At 69.3% G+C, this 17356-nt stretch carries 16 protein-coding genes and 2 tRNA genes; 7 read left to right on the top strand and 11 right to left on the bottom strand.

Going from position 1 to position 17356, the window contains the following annotated elements:
• Window positions 1–8: 8 nt before the first annotated feature.
• Window positions 9–332: an RnfH family protein gene (locus ACQ4L4_RS01095; protein ID WP_431102392.1), complete on the bottom strand. Its 324-nt coding sequence runs from the start codon at window positions 330–332 to the stop codon at window positions 9–11.
• On the bottom strand, window positions 319–783 hold the full coding sequence (locus ACQ4L4_RS01090) for a type II toxin-antitoxin system RatA family toxin (protein ID WP_377156507.1): 465 nt from the start codon (window positions 781–783) through the stop codon (window positions 319–321). The genes ACQ4L4_RS01095 and ACQ4L4_RS01090 overlap by 14 nt, the downstream gene beginning before the upstream one ends.
• Before the next feature lie 136 nt (window positions 784–919).
• Here ACQ4L4_RS01090 and smpB point away from each other — a divergent pair, with 136 nt between their 5' ends.
• Together smpB and ACQ4L4_RS01080 are read left to right on the top strand one after the other, a co-directional pair.
• On the top strand, window positions 920–1384 hold the full coding sequence (gene smpB / locus ACQ4L4_RS01085; RefSeq protein ID WP_377156508.1) for an SsrA-binding protein SmpB: 465 nt from the start codon (window positions 920–922) through the stop codon (window positions 1382–1384).
• Between the two features lie 756 nt (window positions 1385–2140).
• A complete protein-coding gene (locus ACQ4L4_RS01080) occupies window positions 2141–2836 on the top strand; it encodes a hypothetical protein (RefSeq protein ID WP_431102391.1) in 696 nt (231 codons plus the stop codon).
• A 7-nt stretch (window positions 2837–2843) separates the two neighbouring features.
• Here the strand turns inward: ACQ4L4_RS01080 and ACQ4L4_RS01075 are convergent, their stop codons facing one another.
• Window positions 2844–4052, bottom strand: a complete 1209-nt coding sequence (locus ACQ4L4_RS01075) for a PLP-dependent transferase (RefSeq protein WP_431102390.1) — start codon at window positions 4050–4052, stop codon at window positions 2844–2846.
• 271 nt (window positions 4053–4323) lie between these two features.
• Between ACQ4L4_RS01075 and ACQ4L4_RS01070 the strand changes: the two genes are divergently transcribed.
• Window positions 4324–5355 carry a hypothetical protein gene (locus ACQ4L4_RS01070; RefSeq protein ID WP_431102389.1) on the top strand — a complete coding sequence of 344 codons (1032 nt, stop codon included), beginning with the start codon at window positions 4324–4326 and terminating at the stop codon, window positions 5353–5355.
• Here ACQ4L4_RS01070 and rimO read toward each other — a convergent pair.
• Window positions 5348–6775 (bottom strand): 30S ribosomal protein S12 methylthiotransferase RimO, encoded by a 1428-nt coding sequence (gene rimO, locus ACQ4L4_RS01065; protein ID WP_431102388.1) that lies wholly within the window; start codon window positions 6773–6775, stop codon window positions 5348–5350. The genes ACQ4L4_RS01070 and rimO overlap by 8 nt on opposite strands.
• Window positions 6776–6997: 222 nt before the next feature.
• Here rimO and ACQ4L4_RS01060 point away from each other — a divergent pair, with 222 nt between their 5' ends.
• The 3 genes from ACQ4L4_RS01060 to ACQ4L4_RS01050 all read left to right on the top strand — a co-directional run bounded on the left by ACQ4L4_RS01060 (window position 6998) and on the right by ACQ4L4_RS01050 (window position 9702).
• A complete protein-coding gene (locus tag ACQ4L4_RS01060; RefSeq protein ID WP_431102387.1) occupies window positions 6998–8758 on the top strand; it encodes an ATP-binding protein in 1761 nt (586 codons plus the stop codon).
• Window positions 8759–8814: 56 nt separating this feature from the next.
• A complete protein-coding gene (locus ACQ4L4_RS01055) occupies window positions 8815–9282 on the top strand; it encodes a GFA family protein (protein WP_431102386.1) in 468 nt (155 codons plus the stop codon).
• A gap of 150 nt (window positions 9283–9432) precedes the next feature.
• Window positions 9433–9702 (top strand): hypothetical protein, encoded by a 270-nt coding sequence (locus tag ACQ4L4_RS01050; RefSeq protein ID WP_431102385.1) that lies wholly within the window; start codon window positions 9433–9435, stop codon window positions 9700–9702.
• Between the two features lie 18 nt (window positions 9703–9720).
• Here the strand turns inward: ACQ4L4_RS01050 and phaR are convergent, their stop codons facing one another.
• From phaR to ACQ4L4_RS01015, 7 genes are all read right to left on the bottom strand, one after another.
• Window positions 9721–10308 carry a polyhydroxyalkanoate synthesis repressor PhaR gene (gene phaR, locus ACQ4L4_RS01045; RefSeq protein WP_431102384.1) on the bottom strand — a complete coding sequence of 196 codons (588 nt, stop codon included), beginning with the start codon at window positions 10306–10308 and terminating at the stop codon, window positions 9721–9723.
• Between the two features lie 147 nt (window positions 10309–10455).
• Window positions 10456–11460: a tripartite tricarboxylate transporter substrate binding protein gene (locus ACQ4L4_RS01040; protein ID WP_431102383.1), complete on the bottom strand. Its 1005-nt coding sequence runs from the start codon at window positions 11458–11460 to the stop codon at window positions 10456–10458.
• Between the two features lie 147 nt (window positions 11461–11607).
• Window positions 11608–12639, bottom strand: coding sequence for a LacI family DNA-binding transcriptional regulator (locus ACQ4L4_RS01035; RefSeq protein ID WP_431102382.1), 1032 nt, complete (start codon window positions 12637–12639; stop codon window positions 11608–11610).
• A gap of 235 nt (window positions 12640–12874) precedes the next feature.
• Window positions 12875–12951: transfer RNA gene (locus tag ACQ4L4_RS01030), tRNA-Val, on the bottom strand.
• A gap of 106 nt (window positions 12952–13057) precedes the next feature.
• A tRNA-Val gene (locus tag ACQ4L4_RS01025) sits at window positions 13058–13134 on the bottom strand.
• 139 nt (window positions 13135–13273) lie between these two features.
• The gene (locus ACQ4L4_RS01020) at window positions 13274–15547 is read right to left on the bottom strand and encodes a RelA/SpoT family protein (RefSeq protein WP_431102381.1); all 2274 of its coding nucleotides are present in this window, start codon (window positions 15545–15547) and stop codon (window positions 13274–13276) included.
• 45 nt (window positions 15548–15592) lie between these two features.
• On the bottom strand, window positions 15593–16459 hold the full coding sequence (locus ACQ4L4_RS01015) for an alpha/beta fold hydrolase (protein ID WP_431102380.1): 867 nt from the start codon (window positions 16457–16459) through the stop codon (window positions 15593–15595).
• A 48-nt stretch (window positions 16460–16507) separates the two neighbouring features.
• Here ACQ4L4_RS01015 and ACQ4L4_RS01010 point away from each other — a divergent pair, with 48 nt between their 5' ends.
• Complete coding sequence (locus ACQ4L4_RS01010) at window positions 16508–17278, top strand: 3-hydroxybutyrate dehydrogenase (protein ID WP_431102379.1); 771 nt, start codon at window positions 16508–16510, stop codon at window positions 17276–17278.
• Window positions 17279–17356 lie beyond the last annotated feature (78 nt).

Here is a 17356-nt window from a genome sequence, read left to right as displayed (position 1 = left end):
GTCCGGTGTCAGGCCTTGCGGCCCAGCGGTCGATGCCGCGTGACGATGCGGCTGCCCGCGGCCTGGAAGCGCTGGCGGCGTGCTTCCTTCGGATCGACCGTCAACGGACGGTAGACCTCGACGCGGTCCTGTTCGCGCAGCGGGGTCTCCAGCGGCACGGTGCGCCCCCAGATCCCGGCCGTCAGCGCGGCGATCTGGTCCGGCGCGAACCAGGCGCTGGCCGCCAGGGCGTCGCGCAGGGTGCTGCCGGCGGGCAGGGTCAGTCGTTGCTCGCGCAGCTCGCCCTGGGCCGGGCTCCAGAAGAGCTCGATCGACAGCTCAGCGGGCGCCATGGACCTGCTCGGCGCGCTTCACGAAGCTGTCGACGAAGGTGTTGGCGATGCGGTCGAACACCGGACTCACGACCGCCTCGAGCGCAAAGCTCGAGAACGCGTAGCGCAGCTCGAACTCGATCTTGCACGCGCGCGGCTCACCGTCGGCCGGCGCACCGGGGCGGCTCAGCGGCAGGAACTGCCAGTCGCCGTCGAGCATCGAGAACGGCCCGTCGACGAGCCTCATGCGCACGCGCTGGTTCGGCTCGTTCGTGTTGCGGGTGGTGAACGCATGACGCAGGCCGGCGTACTGCAGGGACAGCTTCGCGGTCACGCCGTCGTCGTGGCGTTCCAGGACCTCCGCGGACGAGCACCAGGGCAGGAACTCCGGATAACGCTCGACCTGGGTGACCAGGTCATACATCTCGCGCGGCGAGTACCAAAGGAGGACGGTCTTCCGGACGTGCTTCATGGCGGTTCTTAGAATGGCGGGATTGTAGGCGGCCCGATCGACCCCATCTGGGCGTCACCGGGCCGCCATCCGGCCCGCCTTCCCTCGGCGCTTGCGCCGACCTGGCGCGCCCGCGACCCGCACAAGAAGAGCTCCCATGTCCATTGCAGAAAACCGTCGCGCCCGATTCGAGTACCACCTCGAGGAGCAGTACGAAGCCGGCATCGTCCTCGAAGGCTGGGAGGTCAAGGCCATCCGTTCCGGCCAGGTGCAGCTGCCGGACGGTTATGTCGTCATCCGCGACGGCGAACTGTTCCTGATCGGCTGCCGGATCGATCCGCTGCGCACGGCGTCGACGCACGTCAACCCGCTGGCCGACCGCACGCGCAAGCTGCTGATGAGCGGCGCCGACATCCGCCGGCTGATCGGCAAGGTGGAGCAGCGCGGCTTCACGCTGATCCCGCTGGACCTGCACTACAAGAATGGCCGCGTGAAGGTGCAGATCGCGCTGGCCAAGGGCAAGGCCCAGCACGACAAGCGCGAGACCGAGAAGAAGCGCGACTGGGAACGCGAGAAGGGCCGCCTGATGCGGCACAAGGTCTCGGGTCCGTCGAAGGACTGAACGGCCGGCGACTCCCGCGCCCCGTCGCGGCAGGCGCCGCTTCCCAACGGATTGAACCTCGCCCGCCCCGGGGCAACTCAGCGCGCCTTCGTCGACGAGCGCGCGCCGCTTCGTCGCTCCTTCAAGCAGCGGCAGCGGCAACGATGCCGGGGAGTCGACCGTGTTCATCCCTTCCCATCCGGGCCCAGCGACACCTCTCCCATCGGACGACCTGTCGCCGGAGGGCTCGTCCGCAGGTCCCGATCCGTCATGCGATCCGGACGGGCCTGACAGGCCTCGGCAGCCCCATCGCTCGCGCCTCGGGCCGGCCCCTCGGCTTCCGGCCACCAACTCCCTGCTGGTCGCAAGAGGGCTGACCGATCTCGACGCCACGCTGCGACACGTCGTCCTGCCCCTGCCACCGGGCAGGGACGGCAGCGCCGAGACCCTGATCCGCCTGCGCGCGATCAGTGCGCACCTGGCGCAGTCCGCCGCGGACACCGCCCAGCGTCGCTCGCTGGCCGAGCAGTTGCTCCGGTGGGATGTGGTGTCGCACATGAGCCGGATGAACCGCGCCGATGGCCATCAACAAAGGTTTCCAGACTCCGCGATGGGCGGACACGACCAGGAATCCTGGCATCAGCTCGACGCCCTGCAGGCCTGCGCGAACGCCAACTACATGACGCTGCTGGGACGCCTCGCGACGAGTGGCGTGCTCACGCCCGAGGAGGTCTGGAGCGCCCTGTCACGGCGCCGCCACGCTTCTACGACCGACTGTTGCCGGAGAACTCGCGGACCCTGTCTCTCCCGCTGGCCCTGTTCTGCCGCGAGCTGGACGCATTGGACGCCGGCGTTCCACCGCCCCGTCGCGCGCCGATGCTGCTCCGCTGCTGCATCGGCGCGCCGCCTCCTTCCTTGGCCCGCCGCTTCGAGGCGGCATTGAAGGCCGCGCGTTCCTCGGACGAGTTCCCCCCGCCCGGGCAACGGCATGCCAAGGGTTTCGCGGCGATCAGCGATGACCTGGCGAGTGCACTCGACTGGGACGAACCGAAGTCGCGCTGGGGTTACCGCAACGCGGTGTCGCGGTTCCCCTTGCCCCTGTACCGGCAATGGAAAGCGGAGGACTTCGTCGATCGGCAGATCCGCGACGTGCTTCAGCGTCAATGGCAGTCGGAGGCGCGGAGAACTTCGCGCTCTGGGGATTGCAGCGGCCCGGCGCGCATGCCCGCCGCGCTGATGGAGACGCTCTGCGGCGAGACGATGAGGTCCTCCGTCGCCGCCGATTGGATCCGGGAGGTGACAAGGGCCCCGGCGGAGCTGTTGCCGTCGGTCCAGGAGCGATTCATGAGCGCCATCGAGACGCACCTCGCGCACAACGGCGGCCTGACGGCACGTGTGGTCTACGCGGCCGTCACCGCGAAAGAGCGACCGGCCGGCCCTCCGGTCGCGACGCAGGCGCGCGACGCGCCCTGAACGCGGCTCACGCCAGTGCCGTCAGGGCCTGCGTGAGATCGGCCCGCAGGTCCTCGACCTCCTCGAGCCCGATCGCGAAACGCACCAGCGTGCCGCCCTCCTCCGCTGTCCACGGCAGCCCCAGCGAGCGGCTGCGACTGAGGTCGTAAGGCACGACCAGGCTCATCGGACCGGCCCAGGAATAGCCGATCCCGAAGCAGGTCAGCGCGTCCACGAAGGCGTCGACGCGACGCGCGTCGAACTCGGGACGGAACACCGCGGAGAACAGGCATCCGCCCGCCTGCGGGCAGACGCGCTGCCAATGCGCATGGCCGGGCGAGTCCGGCAACGCCGGATGCAGCACCCGCGCCACTTCCGGTCGCGCGGCCATCCAGCGCGCAAGTTCGCGGGCAGCCGCATCCTGCGCGCGGTAGCGCAGCGCGATGCTCGGCAGGCCGCGCAGCACGGCCTCGACGTCGTTCTGGCCGACGCCGTAGCCGAGGTACTCGTGCGTGGCCACCAGTTGGCGGTTGAGCACGACGTCGCGCGTGCAGACCGCGCCCATCAGCAGGTCCGCGCCGCCGGACGGGAACTTGGTCAGCGCCTGCATGCTGATGTCGGCACCGAGTCCCGGCGCGACGTCCGGCGCCACCTCGAAGGCATTGAAGGCCAGCCCCGCGCCCCAGGTGTTGTCGAGCGCCGTGAGCACGCCGCGCGCGCGGCAGGCCTGGAGCAGGCCGATCAGATCGGGGAACTCCAGCGTGATCGATCCGGCGGCCTCGAGCCAGACCAGCTTCGTGCGTGCCGAAAGCAGCGCCTCGAATGCCGGCACGTCCAGCGGATCGTAGAAGCGGTGCGTGATGCCGAGCCGGGTCAGCAGGCCGTTGGCGAGGTGCCGGTTCTGGCCATAGACGTTGTCGGGCAGCAGCACCTCGTCGCCGGGCCGCAGGAAGGCCAGGCTGGTCAGCGTGATCGCGGACACGCCGCTGGGGGTGAGCACGCAGTGCTCGGCATGTTCGAGCGTCGCGATGCGCGCGGCCAGCGTGTAGGTCGTCGGCGTACCCGGCAGGCCGTAGCGGTAGCTGACGCCGTCCGTCGCGCGAGGCCGGTGCAGTTCCGCGGTGTTCTTGAACAGCACCGTCGACGCCTTGGCCACGGGCACGTGGATGGCGTCCCAGCCCTCGGGCGCCCGGTAGGGGTGGTGAATCTGTTCGGTGGACGGGCCGCGTCGGGTCACGACATCTCCTTGGAGTCAGGGGAACCAGACGGGCATTCTCCGGCACGCGTCAGGTCCGATGTCGAATGCGTCAAGCGGGCGCCCCGTGAATGGCGCCTGCCTGGCGCCGGATGGGTTGTCGACCGGAAACACCCACTGAGCCCGACGACTCCACTCCCAAGGACCCGCGATGCCGTCGATTTCACGCCTGCTCTCCCACCTCATTCCCTGCTTCAGGCAGTCACCGCCGCGGACGCCACCTGGCCGGTCGCGCCCTTCCGACGACGGCCCGGTGACGCTGTCCGATCGGCTCGCCCCGTTGAAGGAGGAATGGCCTGCGGCCGATTGCGCGGCCAGCGCCAGGATGAAGACGCTGAACCAGAGGACGGCCATGCCCACCGCGACTCAACAGCTGCTGCACGCGATGCATCTTCACCTGGCGCTGAGAGCAACGGTGAGACGCGGCGGGAGCGAGTCCGGCCCGCCCCCACCCGACCTGACTCGAGCCATCACGCAGGCTGCCACCGCGCTGACCCAGACCGAACGCCGGGCGTTGCAGCCCCATCTTGCGGAGCCGCAAGGATGGCTGGAATGGTCGAGATCCCAGCTGCTGCGCCGAGGCGATAAGGCCGTGGCCGCGCGGAAACAGGGCGCCCTGGTCGAGACCGATGCCCAGCGCCTGCTGCAGTCGTTACGAGACGCCTTGAGGTCGCCCGCCCCGCGTGACGGGACGAGGATTTCCGCAAGAGCCGCGCAGATCGACGATCCGGACGACGTGCATCAACAGCTTCGGAAAGCAGCGGCGGAGATCCGTACCTCCGGACATTGGACTGGAGCGGGGGGCGACCTGGCGCCGCATCTGGTCACGACCATGCCGGGCTGGCCCGAGGGCCTCTCACTGCGAATCGAGGACAAGGCGGGGATACGGGCGCCGATGGAATTCGGTCAATCGGCGCCGGGCCGGACGCCCGTCACGGTCCAGATCGACCATGTCCGCCACCACTATTCGCCGATCGTCGATGGACGACCGCGCGACGTGCCGGCGAAGGGAGACTGCTTCTACGAATCGGTCCTTCGGGCGATGCGAGTGAAAGACCAGCGCGCGCTCTTCAAAGGCATGCGCTTCCAGAAAGGCGCCGGCATGGGCGATCTGATCCGGGCCATGCGTCGCCAGGTGGCGGATGAACTCGAACGCCAGATCGAGCGTCCGGGCGGTCCACCGGATGAACTGTGCGCACAGGTGATCGCCCGGTGGGAGCGGGCGGATCTCCGCGCGCTTCCGGAGCGGCGCGCATCCCACGGATTGACCCAGGGATTCAGATAGGCAATGCGATCAGGTCGTGGCCTTCGGCGCCGACGATGCGGGCGCGGGTGAACTCGCCGACGCGCAGTTGCTTGCTGGCCTTCTCGGGCGGCAGCAGGCGCACGGTGCCGTCGATCTCCGGCGCGTCCGCGTACGAGCGGCCGACGCCGCCCTTGCGGCCGAGCGCCGGCGCGGAATCGACCAGCACCTGCATCGTCGCGCCGATGCGGCGTTGCAGCTTGGCGATCGAGACTTCCTCGGCCACCGCCATGAAGCGCGCGCGGCGTTCCTCGCGCACCTCGTCCGGCAGCGCGCCGTCGAGCGCATTCGCCGGCGCTCCTTCAATTGGCGAGTAGGCGAAGCAGCCGGCGCGGTCGATCTGGGCCTCGCGCATGAAGTCGAGCAGGTACTGGAACTCCGCCTCGGTCTCGCCGGGGAAGCCGGCGATGAAGGTCGAGCGGATGACGAGCTCCGGGCAGATCTCGCGCCAGCGCAGGATGCGCTCCAGGTTCTTCTCGCCGTTGGCGGGGCGCTTCATGCGCTTCTGCACGTCGGGGTGCGCGTGCTGGAACGGCACGTCCAGATACGGGAGGATGAGGCCCTCGGCCATCATCGGCACGATCTCGTCGACGTGCGGGTAGGGATAGACGTAGTGCAGGCGGACCCACGCGCCGTAGGGCTTGGCGATCTCGCCGAGCTGGGCCACCAGGTCGAACATGCGCGTCTTGACCGGCTTGCCGTCCCAGAAGCCGGTGCGGTACTTGATGTCGACGCCGTAGGCGCTGGTGTCCTGGCTGATGACCAGCAGCTCCTTGACGCCGGAGTCGAACAGCGCCTTGGCTTCGGACAGCACGTCGCCGATCGGGCGCGAGACCAGGTCGCCGCGCATGCTCGGGATGATGCAGAAGCTGCAGCGGTGGTTGCAGCCTTCGGAGATCTTCAGGTAGGCGTAGTGCTTGGGCGTCAGCTTGATGCCGGCGATGCCGCGGGCCTCGGGCACGAGGTCGATGAACGGGTCGTGCGGCTTGGGCACGTGGGTGTGGACGGCGTCCATCACTTCCTGCGTCGCATGCGGACCGGTCACGGCGAGCACGCTCGGGTGGATCTCGCGGACCATGTTGTCGGAGCTCGCGCCGGCCTTCGCGCCGAGGCAGCCGGTGACGATGACCTTGCCGTTCTCGGCCAGCGCCTCGCCGATGGTGTCCAACGATTCCTTGACGGCATCGTCAATGAAGCCGCAGGTGTTGACGATCACCAGGTCGGCGCCGGCGAAGGTCTTGGAGGTCTCGTAGCCCTCGGCGCGGAGCTGCGTCAGGATCAGCTCGGAATCGGTCAGCGCCTTCGGGCAGCCGAGGCTGACGAAACCGATCTTGGGCGCCTGGCCGCCGGTGGGGCTGCCCGTCTTCGCGGCGGCGGTGGGGTCGTAAGTCGTTGATTCCATTTGGGTTCCGCCGGGCGATCTGGCTGATGGGCTGGGGCGGCATTGTAAGCGAGGCGCCACTTTCCAGACAGGGGCCGGTTCTTTGCGCCCGGCCCGGCACCGTGGACGAGTGCCGCTGCACGCGCCCGGACACGGCCCCCGCCCCCGCCCCAGCGCCGCGTGCCGGCCCTGCCGGTCGCTGCGTGGATACTCGCGCTCCGGTCTTTCCTCACGTCCGCCTCGATGTCCGACCTTTCCTCGCGCTCCGAGCTCCTGCCCCTGATCGGCGACCGTGCCTCGGTGGAAATCGCCGCGCTGGTGATTCCGCCGGCCGTGATCGCGACCACGCAGGCGGGCCCGGCCAGTTGGGCGTGGACGTGGGCGTGGGCCTGGGCGACCGCCTGTGCGCTGGGATCGATCGGCGTCGCCGTCGCGCGCCGCCGCTTCCGGCGCGAGGCCGCGCTCATGCAGCCCGCCGACTTCGTGACGCGCTGGTCGCGACCGCTGGAGCGCTTCGCGCTCGCCTCCGGTCTGCTGTGGGGTCTGCTGCCCTGGGTCGCCGCCACCGGCGGTGTCTTCGAACACGCGGTCTTCCTGTACCTCCTGCTCGCCGACACGACGGTATCGACGGCAGCCTTCGCGGCCGCGGACCTCGCGTTCCTCGCCCGCTTCCTCTGTCCCGCGTGGGCAATGGCGGCGGTGGCGGTGCCGTTTGCCTTCCCCGCGCAATGGACGATCGTCCTGCCGCTGTGCCTGCTCTTTCCGTGGCTGGTGTGGCGATACGCGCGGACGTCCAACGGCCTCCTCGTCCAGCAGTCCCAGCTCAAGCGCCAGAGCGAGTCCCTCGCGCTCTCGCACCAGGCGGCACGCGATGTCGCGAACGCCGCGTCGCGCGAGAAGAGCCTGTTCCTGGCCACCGCCTCCCACGACCTGCGCCAGCCGCTCTACGCGCTGACGCTGACCGCGCAGGCCGCGCTCCAGCGCAACCGGGATCCGTCGCTGCGGCCGCTGCTGGTCGACATCGCCCAGGCCGCCGGCCACGTCAACGATCTGCTGAACTCGCTGCTCGATGTCTCCGTGCTGGACAGCCGCAGCGCCGAACTCGCGCTCCAGCCGATGGCGCCGGTGCCGCTGCTGTCGGAACTGCATGAGCGCTTCCAGCCGGAGGCGCAGGCGCGCGGCCTCGACTGGCGCATCCGGGGCCCGGAGGCGCCCGCCTGGGTCATCGCCGAGCCGGTGCTGCTGCGCCGCGCGCTCGCCAACCTGTTGCACAACGCCTTGCGCTACACGCCCGAAGGCGGCGTGCTGCTCGCGGTACGGCGCCGCGGTGGGAACTGGGCCATCGAGGTCTGGGACACCGGCATCGGCATGGCCGCGGCCAAGCGCGAGGCGCTGTTCTCCGCATTCCATCGCGGCGACGACGCCGCGCAGGTCACCGGCGACGGCCGGGGACTGGGCCTGTCCGTCGTGCGCGATTGCGTGCAACGGATGCAGGCTTCGATCGACTGGCACTCCACGCCGGGACGGGGCTCCTGCTTCCGCATCACCTTGCGCGGCGCGTCCCTCCCGTCAACGCCGATGACACGCGCGTCCGCGGCGCCGCATGCGTTCGAGCCGCTCATGGGCCGCGTGCTCGTGGTCGACGACGACCTCGGCGTGACGCGCGGCCTCGTCCATCTGCTGGGCGAATGGGGCCTCGACTGCCGCATCGCCAGCGACGCCGCCCAGGCGCATGCGGCGCTTGATGCGGGCTTCGCGCCCGATGTCGTGATGAGCGACCTGCGGCTGCGGCATGACGACGGCGGCTACGCGCTGCTGCAGGACCTGCTGGACCGGCGCCCGCTCGCGCGCGGCCTGGTGGTCACCGGCGAGTTCGACCTGCCCGACCTGCGCCGCGCCGAAGCCGACGGCCACCTCGTGCTGCGCAAGCCGGTGCAACCGGGGCCTCTGCATGCGGTGCTGCGGTCGATGCTCGCGTCGCGGGGGTGGTCGTCACCAGGCTGATCGAGCACCCGTGGCATGCGCGTTGCCGGTACGGAGCGACGAAGGACAGCATCCCCATGCACCTCGAAGGCTCCTGCCACTGTGGCCGCATCCGCTTCTCGGTCGACTCGACCGAGCCGTATCCGTTCATGCGCTGCTACTGCACGATCTGCCGCAAGACGGCCGGCACGGGCGGCTACGCGATCAACATCGGCGCCGACCGCCGCACGTTCAAGCTGATCAAGGGCAAGCGCGACCTGCGGGTCTATCGCGCTGTCCTCGACGGCAAGGAAAGCAGCGGCCAGCGCCACTTCTGCGGGCATTGCGGCACCGCGCTCTGGATGTATGACGACAACTGGCCGGACCTGATCCATCCGCACGCCAGCGCGATCGACACGCCGCTGCCGGAGCCTCCGGAGAACGTACACGGCCTGCTGGACTCCAAGGCGTCCTGGGTCAAGATCGAAGGCCAACCGGGCGATGCCCGCTTCGGGCACTTCCCCGACGAATCCCTGGCCGACTGGCACCGGCGGCACGGCTTCTAGGGAAGCGCTTGTGCCGATCACCGGCGAGCGTTGCCGGCCCCCTCGACCCGGGGGACCGCGGCGCCGGATCCTCGCGCGCCGCGCATTCGGTCACGGCGACGCGGACGCCACCCGCCGACGATGCAGGACCGGCTGACTAGCATCGCGCCCATGTCGAACACACGCCCCGCCCCGCTCCTGGACGTCGCGCCGCGCACGCGCGCGCAGCCCTTCGCCTGGATGAAACGGCGACCCGTGCTGGCGGCGCTCGCCCTGATCGCGGCGATCGTGCTGCTGGCGGTGTGGACGGGGCAGGACCCGTACGCCGATCGCGACGACTGCCTGGCGCGGCAAGGCACGCCGGTGGTCGTGAACGCAGCCCTGCATCAGACCGAGTGCCGCATCGTCGGCGAAGGCGCCGACGACGGGCTCAAGCGCTGAACGTGCTGAACGCGCCGCTCACTTCTTGGGCGGAGGCGGGAAGCCCGGCATGCCGGGAACGCTGGGGAAGATGTTCCCCGCGCTCTGGAACTGTTCCTGCATCTGCAGGAACAGGTTCTTGGACTGCTCGAGATAATTGCCCATCAGGCCCTGCATCATCGGCGCCTGACCGCTCATGAACTGCGACCACAGCTGCGGATCGAAGCCCCCGCCCTTGCTCGGGTCGGCGAAGCGGCTCTGCAGTTCGGTGACGGCCTGCAGGTTCTTCTCGAGGTAGGCCCCCATCAGGCCCTGCATCGCATGGCCGTAGAAGCGGATGATCTGCGCCAGCAGCGGCGTCGAGAACATCGGCATCCCGCCCATCTCTTCCTCCAGGATGATCTGCAGCAGGATGGAACGGGTCAGCTCATCGCCCGACTTCGCGTCGCGGACCTCGAAGTCCTCGCCGCCGAGCACCATCTTCTTGACGTCCGCCAAGGTGATGTAGCTGCTGGTCTGCGTGTCGTACAGCCGCCGGTTGGGGTACTTCTTCAGCACCCGCGGCCCCTTGGGGTGCGCGGGGTCCTCGCTGCCGGTTGCGGTCTTGCCGCGTCGGGCCGTCGCCATGCTGTCTCCTCTGAGGGTCTTCAACCCATTCTAGGAGGCGCCCGGCAAGCGGCCCGCCGGGTGATTTCCCTTGCTGTGCGGGAGGCGGATGGGACTGCCGTCGATGAGCCGGCAGTCTCCCACCGGCTCGGTCCGGCTCCGTCTGGCTCAGTCCGGCTTGACGTTGCCGTCCTTGATCACCTTCGCCCACTTGGCCTGCTCGGCCTTCTGGAACTCGAGGAACTGCGCCGGCGTGTTGGGCGTGTACTCCAGGCCCAGCGATTCCATCTTGGCCTTCACCTCGGGCAGCGCGACGATCTTCTGCACTTCGGCATTGAGCTTGGCCACGATGGGCGCCGGGGTGCCCGCCGGGAAGTACAGCGCCTGCCAGCTCGAGACGTCGAAGCCCGGCACGCCGGATTCGGCCAAGGTCGGCACATCGGGCAACTGCGCGCTGCGCTTCGCCGAGGTCACCGCCAGCGCCTTCACCTTGCCGCCCTTGATCTGAGGCAGCGCCACGGTCACCGTCTCGAAGCTCATCGGCACCTGGCCGCCCATCACGTCCTGGATGGCCGGCGCACTGCCCTTGTAGGGCACGTGCGTCAGATCGGCGCCGGTCATCAGTCGGAACACCTCGCCCGAGAGATGCTGCGACGTGCCCTGCCCCGCCGACGCGAAGGTGATGTCACCGGGCTTGGCCTTGGCTGCGGCGATGATGTCCTTCACCGTCTTGGCCTGCGAGCCCGGCCCGATCAGCAGCACGTTGGAGATCTTGCCCAGCAAGATCACCGGCGCGAAATCGCGATCGGCCTTGTACGGCATCTTGGCCAGCAGCGCGGGATTGATCGCATGCGTCGCGATCGTGCCCAGCAGCAGGGTGTAGCCGTCCGGCGCGGCCTTGGCCACGCTGTCCGCGCCCAGCACCCCGCCGGCGCCGGCCTTGTTGTCGACCACGATGGTCTGCTTGAGCGAGACCTGCAGCCGCGCCGCGATCTCGCGCGCCAGCACGTCGGACGTGCCGCCCGGCGCGAAGGGGACGATCAGCTTGACCGGCTGGGCCGGCCAGTTGCCGGCATCGGCGGCCTGCGCCGCCGTCATCGCCGTCATGCCCAGCACCACCGTCGCCGCCGCAGCGGCCAGGGCGCGTACGCGACCCCGCATCACCGAATTCATGTCGCTTGTCTCCATCCATGACGGCACGCGGCCCTCGCCGTGATCGACTCGGTACCGATACCATCTTCTTGATGAGCGGGATGGTATCGGTACCATCCAACGCGTCAAGATCGTGTTGATGAGGGATTTCACCGGGTCAGTGGCCGTTCATGCGCTGGCCCGCTGGACGAGTTCGAAACCGATGTCGACGGTACGGCGATCGACCGTGCCGCCGGCGCGGTCGAGGATGAAACGCGCCGCCTGCCGGCCGATGGCGAAGCCGTCGATGCGCACCGTGGTCAGTGCCGGTTCGAGGTCCCGCGCCAGCGCCAGATCGCCGAAGCCGACGATGGCGAGATCCTCGGGGATACGCAGGCCGCGCGCCTGCGCCTCGATCACGACGCCCAGCGCCAGCGAGTCCGAACTGCAGAAGACCGCGTCGACACCGTCCGGATGCGCCAGCAGTTCGGCCAGGCCGCGCCGGCCGCTGCCCAGCGTGGTCGGCGTGGCGACGGTGGCCACCGGCACGTCGGCGATGCCGAGCGCCCCGGCCTGGTCCTGGAAGGCGCGGAAACGCCGCATCGCGCGCTCGTCGCTGCCGGCCACGCCGGCCAGGCGGCGATAGCCGCGCGCATGCAGGTAGGACGCGACCTGGCGGCCCACCTCGACATGGGAGAAGCCGACCAGCATGTCGATCGGATCGGCGCTCTGGTCCCAGGTCTCGACGACGGGGACGCCGGAGGCGCGCAGCCGGGTGCGCGCCTGCTCGGAATGGCTGGTGCCGGTGAGCACCAGGCCGTCGGGCCGCCGGCCGATCATCGCGTCGAGCCAGGCTTCCTCGCGCGCGTTGTCGTAGCCGGTCTGGCCGAGCAGCACCTGATAGCCGGCCTCGAACAGCGCCTCGGTGAGGCTCTGCACGGTGTCGAGGAACACCGGCCCGGCGATCGTCGGCACGGCGACGCCCACCATGCGGCTCTTCATCGACGACAGCGCGCCGGCGAGCAGGTTGGGGACGTAGCCGGTCTTGCGCACCGCCTCGGACACCCGTTCGCGGACCTCGGGCGACACCTGCGCGGGGGTGTTGATCGCGCGGGACGCGGTGATCGGCGCCACGCCCGCGAGCTGCGCCACGTCGCGCAGCGTGACGGCGCCACTGCCCTTGCGGCGGCGGGGACGGGGGAAGGTCTCGATGTCGGACATATGGCGGCCGATCATAGGCGCGAGAGGTGAAAACGCCGTGCCGCACGGGGGCGCGACAGGCCTGTGCCCGACAGCCGTCGGCACCCGCGCGATGAATGCGTACCGACGCCGGAACCTTGACCGTGACCGTGACCGTGACCGTGACCGTGACCGTGACGAAGTGGAAAGCACAAAGCAGAACGCCCGCTGGGAAGCGGGCGTTCTGCCGAGGTGTCCCGAAGGACGTCCTACCGTCTGGTAGGCGCGATTGGATTCGAACCAACGACCCCCACCATGTCAAGGTGGTGCTCTAACCAACTGAGCTACGCGCCTGAAAAACTCGGCCAGCGGTGGTCAATCCACTGGTCCGTAAACAGAATCGCCCGCCGTTTGAAGCGGGCGACCTGTCGAGGTGTCCCGAAGGACTGCCTACCAATTCTGGTAGGCGCGATTGGATTCGAACCAACGACCCCCACCATGTCAAGGTGGTGCTCTAACCAACTGAGCTACGCGCCTGAAGAGCCTCGCAGTATATGCCGGATTTTGAGGTCCGTCCAGGAAGTCGCCCGAAACAGAACGTCAGACGCACGACGGACTCAACGACGGACTCAACGACGGACTCAACGACGGACTCAACGATGAGTCAGCGATGAACTCAGCGACGTCGCGCGCTCCGGATGCCCGAGACCTGCGACAGCGCCACCAGCGTCTGCTGCAGCCGCTGCGCATCGCTCACCTCGACGGTGAAATTCATCCGCGACAGGTCGCTGCGCGCGGGCTTGCCCTTGCCGCTCTGCTGGTTCACCGAGACCACGTTGAGCTTGTCCTTCGCGAACAGCTCCAGCACGTCCCGCAGCAGCCCCGGCCGGTCCGTGGCCTCGACGACCAGGTCCACCGGGTACATCGCGCCCTTGCCCGCCCGGTCGGGCGCGGGCTCGCCCCACGCGACCGCGATCACGCGCTCCGGCGCCGCCTGCGCCATCTGCCGCAGGTTCGCGCAATCGCAGCGATGGATCGCCACGCCCTTGCCGCGCGTCACATACCCCGTGATCTGATCCGGCGGCGCGGGCCGGCAGCAGCGCGCCAGACTCGTCAGCAACGAGTCCACGCCCACCACCAGCACGCCACCCTTGGGCGTGCGCCCTTCCCCGACCGCGCCCTTCGTGTGGCGCTGGACGAGCAGTTCCTCCTCGTCCGCCTCCGGCACCGGCGGACGCAGCAGCGTCTCGATGTTGCGCAGCGAGTACTCGTCCTTGCCGACGACCTCGAACAGCGCCTCGGCGCTCTTGAAGCCGAGCCTTCCCGCCAGGTCGTCGAGCTTGATCGCCGTCTTGCCTTCGCGCTGCAGCAGCTTCTCAACCAGTTCGCGGCCCTTGGAGATCGTGTGCGTCTGCACCTGTGCGTTGAACCACGCGCGCACCTTGGCCTTGCTGCGCTGGCTCTGCAGATAACCGAGCTCCGGGTTCAGCCAGTCCATCGACGGGCCGCCCTCCTTGAGCGCGACGATCTCCACCGTCTGGCCGCTCTGCAGCGGCGTGTTCAGCGGCACCATCTGGCCGTCGACCTTCGCGCCGCGGCAGCGGTGCCCCAGGTCGGTGTGCACCGCGTAGGCGAAGTCGATCGCGGTCGCGCCCGCGCAGAGCTCGACCACATTCGCCTGCGGCGTGAACACATAGATGCGGTCGTCGAAGTTCGAGTCGGTCTCGGCGACGTAGTCGCGTTCCCACGCCAGCAGTTGCCGCAGCACCGCCTTGCGGGCCTGCGCGACCTGCTCCTCGAACTCGCCCGCCGCGCTCACGCCGGCGTAGCCCTTGGTGCCCGCTTCCTTGTAGGCCCAGTGCGCGGCGACGCCGTGCTCCGCATGCTCGTGCATGGCACGCGTGCGGATCTGCACTTCCATCGGCCGGCCGTCCGCCGCGATCACCACCGTGTGCAGCGACTGGTAGCCGTTGGGCTTCGGACGCGCGATGTAGTCGTCGAACTCGCCGTCCACCGGCAGGTAGCGCTCGTGCAGTTGCGCCAGCACCGCGTAGCAGTCCGCGACCTCCGGCACGACGACGCGCAGCGCGCGCAGGTCGAAGACGCGTTCCAGCGTCAGGCCCTTGCCGCGCATCTTCTTCCAGATGCTGTACAGGTGCTTGGGCCGGCCCTGCACCTGCGCGTCGATGCCATGCGCCTGCAGTTCGCGCTCGAGCGCGGCCCGCACCGTCTCCACCGACTGCTCGCGCTCGACGCGCTTCTCGTGCAGGCCCTTGGCGAGCTGGTGGTAGTGCTCAGGCTCCAGGAAGCGGAACGCCAGGTCCTCCAGCTCCCACTTGATCTGCCAGATGCCGAGCCGGTTGGCCAGCGGCGCGAAGACCTGCAGCGACTCCGCCGCCAGCTCGCGCGGACACGGCGTCTTGCTCGCCGCGAACCAGCGCAGCGATTGCAGCCGCGACGCCAGCCGCAGCAGCACCACGCGCAGGTCGCGTGAGAACGCCAGCAGCATCTTGCGCACGAGCTCGGTCTGCTCCTGCCGGCGTTGCTCCTCGACGCGCGCCTCGCGCGCCGCGCGCTGGATCTGCACCAGCCGGCGCGTGTGCGCGACCAGGCTCGCATCGCTCTCGCCGAAGGCCTTGGCGACGATCTCTTCGGGCTTGTTCAGGTAGTCGCCGGCGTACACCAGGTAGGAGGCCGCCTGCATGGACGGCGCCGCGCCGACCCCGGCCAGGATCGCCGCCACGCCGTCCGCGTGGTCGAGCGCCGGCTCCCCGGTGCCCAGCAGGTGATCGGCCAGCAGCGGCTCCGCGAACGCGCGGGCACGTCGCACCGGATCCGCCGTCTCTTCGGCGCGCGGCTGCGCCGCGGGCAACCGGTGAGGCAGGTCCCCGTCCAGCAGGGCCACGATGGGCGCCGCCTGGTCCTGCCGCAGCCCCAATTCCGTCTTCATTCGTCGTTCATCCGTGTCGTCGGCGGCGCGTGCGCCGCCGCGACGTCATCCGCGGTCGAGGAATTGCTCCACCACGCGGATCTGTTCTTCATGCACCAGCGTCGGCGCATGGCCGACTCCTGGGAACTCGTGCAGCTCGGCGCGCGGGCCGCGCTGCGTCATCAGCTCGGCGGTCGTGCGCGTCAGCAGGTCCGAATCGCCGCCGCGCAGCAGCAGCGTCGGACAGCGCACCGCGTCGTAGGCCGCCCAGAGCTGCGCCTCGCCGGCTTTCGCCAGCTCCGGCGTCAGCCCGGCCAGGCCCTGGCCGATGCGCGGGTCGTAATGCAGCCGGCAGCGATCGCCGTCCGGTTTGAACATCGCCCGCGACAGCGCCAGCCACTGGTCGTCCGTGTGCGGCCCGAAACCTTGCGAGATGCCGCGCAGGTAGTCCGCGCCCTGCTGGCAGTTCTCGAACTGCGGCGCCCGGCCGAGGTAGCTCGCGATGCGCTGCAAGGCGACGAACTCGATCGTCGGTCCCACGTCGTTGAGGATCAGCCGCTTGATCGGGCTGGCCGGCATCGCCGCCAGCGCCAGGCCGATCAGCCCGCCCATCGAGGTCCCCAGCCAGTCCACCTGCGCGGGCCCCAGGCGCGCCAGCAGCGTGACCATGTCCGAGACATATTGGGGGAGCTGGTAGTTGCGAGGATCGCCCAGCCATTCCGACTCCCCGCGACCGACGACATCCGGGCAGATCACCCGGAAACGGTTGCTCAGGCGTCGCGCGATCACGTCGAAGTCGCGACCCTGCCGCGACAGCCCGTGCACACAGACCAGCACCCGAGGGTTGTCGGCCTGCCCCCACTCCCAATACGCGACCCGGTGAAGGCCACAAGGGCTCAGCGCCTGGACTTTTTTCAACAAGGGTTCAGACATCGCTCGTATCCTTTGTCCCCATCCTAACAACCCTGAAGAGGACGCGGCATGTTGAAAGGCAAGACGGCGCTGGTCACCGGCTCCACGAGCGGCATCGGATTGGGGATCGCCCTGACCCTGGCCAAGGAAGGCGCGAACATCGTCCTGAACGGCTTCGGCGACCACGCCGGCCCGAAGGCGGAGGTCGAGGCGCTGGGCGTGAAGGTCGGCTACCACGGTGCCGACATGAGCAAACCCGCCGAGATCGAGGCCATGATGGCCTACATCGACCAGGAGTTCGGCGGCTGCGACATCCTGGTGAACAACGCCGGCATCCAGCACGTGGCCAACGTCGACGAGTTCCCGCCGGAGAAGTGGGACGCGATCATCGCGATCAACCTCAGCTCCGCCTTCCACACGATGCGCCTGGCGCTGCCCGGCATGAAGAAGAAGAACTGGGGACGCGTCGTGAACATCGCGTCGACGCACGGGCTGGTGGCGTCGGCGGGCAAGTCGGCCTACGTGGCCGCCAAGCACGGCCTGGTCGGCCTGACGAAGTCGGCGGCGCTGGAGACCGCCCTCCTCCCCGTCACCGTGAACGCGATCTGCCCCGGCTGGGTGCTGACCCCGCTGGTACAGAAGCAGATCGACGACCGCTCGGCCAAGGAGAAGCTCGATCCCGCCGAGGCCAAACGTCAGCTGCTGGCCGAGAAGCAGCCCTCGCTGCAGTTCACGACGCCTGAGGAACTCGGCGCGCTGACCGTGTTCCTGTGCTCGGACGCCGCGGTCAACGTGCGCGGCCAGGCCTGGGCGATGGACGGCGGCTGGACCGCGCAGTAGCGATCCCTGCGCAGCTCGCGCCATGAACAACGCCCGGTCGACGCCGGGCGTTGTTCATTCAGGCATGCGAGCCTGTCG

Origin of the sequence: Roseateles noduli (assembly GCF_050626985.1) — a bacterium.
In the GTDB taxonomy this organism is placed as follows: domain Bacteria; phylum Pseudomonadota; class Gammaproteobacteria; order Burkholderiales; family Burkholderiaceae_C; genus Roseateles; species Roseateles noduli_A.
Note: the sequence above shows the minus strand (reverse complement) of the source record. Positions and strands in the feature narration are given on the sequence as shown.